2 protein-coding genes and 1 pseudogene are annotated in these 2,765 nt (G+C 59.9%); 1 reads left to right on the top strand and 2 read right to left on the bottom strand.

Going from position 1 to position 2,765, the window contains the following annotated elements:
• Positions 1–228: 228 nt before the first annotated feature.
• Both BN2475_RS35905 and BN2475_RS35910 read right to left on the bottom strand, forming a co-directional pair.
• A pseudogene (locus tag BN2475_RS35905) lies at positions 229–363 on the bottom strand (IS6 family transposase); the annotation flags it as partial.
• A gap of 296 nt (positions 364–659) precedes the next feature.
• Positions 660–2,144 (bottom strand): hypothetical protein, encoded by a 1,485-nt coding sequence (locus BN2475_RS35910; protein WP_143325969.1) that lies wholly within the window; start codon positions 2,142–2,144, stop codon positions 660–662.
• A 220-nt stretch (positions 2,145–2,364) separates the two neighbouring features.
• Between BN2475_RS35910 and BN2475_RS29465 the strand changes: the two genes are divergently transcribed.
• A complete protein-coding gene (locus tag BN2475_RS29465; protein WP_281254291.1) occupies positions 2,365–2,733 on the top strand; it encodes a hypothetical protein in 369 nt (122 codons plus the stop codon).
• The last annotated feature ends 32 nt before the right edge of the window (positions 2,734–2,765 follow it).

Consider the following 2,765-nt stretch of genomic DNA (forward strand, 5'->3'; position numbering starts at 1 on the left):
CCTTACTGCAACAGAACCCATCATTCTGTCTGGCATCGAGACCATGCATATGATTCGGAAAGGCCAGATGCGGGTGAAAAAAGGCACCCACCCGTCAGCCGCCGAGCAGTTCTACTCTTTGGTTATGTAAGTCATCCTAATTATATCGATCAGGCTCGTCCGTCCACCGTTACCGCGACAGAACCACGCTGAGCGGCAGTGAGATAAGTGATCTCGATGCAAGAAAACGCGCTCGGCCATCATTTCAGCGAGGTCCCGAAAGCTGAGCTTGTAACGCGGGTACCCGAGCGCACACAGGACAATAACTTCGCGATCGAAGTGGCGCCCGTTGAACAATCCGTCAATGTCTTTCAGCTTACCCATTGGCTCGTGCTCGTCAAAATCCCGAGCGTAACAGACCAGCGCATTCAAATTGCAGCACTACTCCTGAGATACCAACGCACCGCGCAACCGATGACTGCTGTTAGAAAACGATGACCGTGGTACAGCGATCTTGCATTATTCGTCACGCGATCTTACTCGACCATCTCGATAACGTGCCGCTGCTGTGCTTACGGCAGAAAAAACGGAGCATACCCATCTGGAAAGTTCGAATCGCTTTCAACACACAGCGCCGCTGGTGCCTATACGCCGCTCCTCGCCTGGCCCCTTTACGCCGGTCAGTGACAGCCGTTCAGGAGCGTCCGAAAAAATCCTTTTAGCGTACGATAGAATTTCTTTATTGCGGCCGCCCGTATTCGCGCCTGAGCTTGCTCAAGTACTGCCTTCGGGATGCTGCGATGTCCGGCGGGCAGTTGCGTGATGACGCAGGCTATGCCGTGGATTCGCGCTCTCTGGTCTGCTTCAGGTAGGTCCTCGATCTGGTGGCAGAGTTGGATCAGTGGGTTCCTGCGGTGTTCGGCAGGCAGTTGCCCGATGGCGTCGAGCATGCTGTCGAACTGCGCTGTCCGATCCGCTTCAGGCTGGCTGTAGATACGGCTGCCGAGTCTGGCGAGCGCGTTCCTGCGGTGTTCGGCAGGCAGTTGCCCGATGGCGCCGAACACACTCTCAAACCGCGCTGTCCGGTCCGCTTCAGGCAGGGTCCAGATACGGTCGCTGAGTGTGGCGACCGGGTCGCTGCGGTGTTCGGGGGGCAGTTCCCCGGTGGCGTCGAACACACTGTCAAACCGCGCTGTCCGGTCTGCTTCAGGCAGGTGCCAGATATGGTGGCCGAGTGTGTCGAGCGGGTCGCTGCGGTGTTCGGCGGGCAGTTGCCCGATGGCGCCGAACACACTGTCAAACCGCGCTGTCCGGTCCGCTTCAGGCAAGGTCCAGATAACGTTGCCGAGTGTGTCGAACGGGCCGCTGCGGTGTTCGACAGGCAGTTGCTCGATCGCGCCGAACCCGCTGTCAAACCGCGCTGTCCGGTCCGCTTCAGGCAGGGCATGAATCTGGTCGCAAAGTTTGGCCAGCGGGTCGCTGCGGTGTTCGGCAGACAGTTGCGCGATGACGCCGAGCATGCCGTCAAACCGCGCTGTCCGGTCCGCTTCAGGCAGGGCATGAATCTGGTCGCAAAGTTTGGCCAGCGGGTCGCTGCGGTGTTCGCCGGGCAGTTGCGCGATGACGCCCAGCATGCTGTCGAAGTGGGCTGTCTGGTCCGGCTCAGGCAGGCTCCAGATAACGTTGCCGAGTGTGGCGAGCGGGCCGCTGCGGTGTTTGGCAGGCAGTTGCCCGATGGCGCCGAGCATGCTGTCGAACTGCGCTGTCTGGTCCGCTTCAGGCAGAACGTGGATCTGGCGACCGAGTGTGGCCAGCCGGCCGCTGCGGTGTTCGGCAGGCAGTTGTCCGATGGCGCCAAGCACGTTGTCGAACCGCCCTGTCCGGCTCGTTGGAGGAAGAGCATTGATCTTGCCGCCGAGCGCGGCAAGCGCCTCACCTCGTAGATACACCGGAAGCTCCCCAATCCCCAGCAACACGGCACCGAACGCCTGATTCGCTTCCTGACTCGCTCCTACCAGCGGCACATCCCGGCCAATAATCGTGGCAGCTTGCAGCTCATGCGTAAGTTGCGGACGCAACTGTGCGCTGGCATTTGCCAGCGCAATGCGGCTGCGAGGACCGATCCGCCCTGCAATATCCCGGGTGATTTCAGGTGGCAGTTCCAACAAACCAGTCAAGACACCAGGCGCAATTGCCTGCGGAGATGGATTCAACTTGCGCCGGCTGGTAGGTTCGCCGCTTTCTCCAGTGGATGCCTGGAACGCTGATGGGGCAGGACTCGTCCCGCGAACGGATGTGACCATGGGCAAATTCACGTTGCGCTGAAGACGGTCTGATTCTAACGGGATTCGCTCCTGCCATTCGAGCGTAACGCGAAGTGCTTGCGTGGATCGCGAAGGCGCTGCCACGTTAGAGAAAAAGCCACGCAACGCCCGCACATCCGAGCAGTCGCTCAGAGCCAGTTCGCGCGCCGGCTTCGGGCTGGGCAAGACGCTGGAGACCTTCGACTTCGACCGGTTGCCGACGCTCGATCGCGCGTACATTGACGATCTCACCACCGGTCGAATCTCGATCTCAGCGAAATGGGGTGACGCCTTCCCCGAGAATCGGGTTCTCGGCGCCGCGACACTCGACCGGCTACGCCAGGGCGCCTGCCGTCTCGTCATCGAAGGCGAGAGCTCCCGCAAGCCTAAACCGATGCCAGAAAACAGCGAAAACGTCGTTGCAAAATCCAACAAAAAAACGCATTCTTGAGGTCGCTCGAATTCGGGTTCTGTTGCAGTAAG

The organism is Paraburkholderia ribeironis, assembly GCF_900019265.1.
GTDB classification, from domain to species: Bacteria; Pseudomonadota; Gammaproteobacteria; order Burkholderiales; family Burkholderiaceae; genus Paraburkholderia; species Paraburkholderia ribeironis.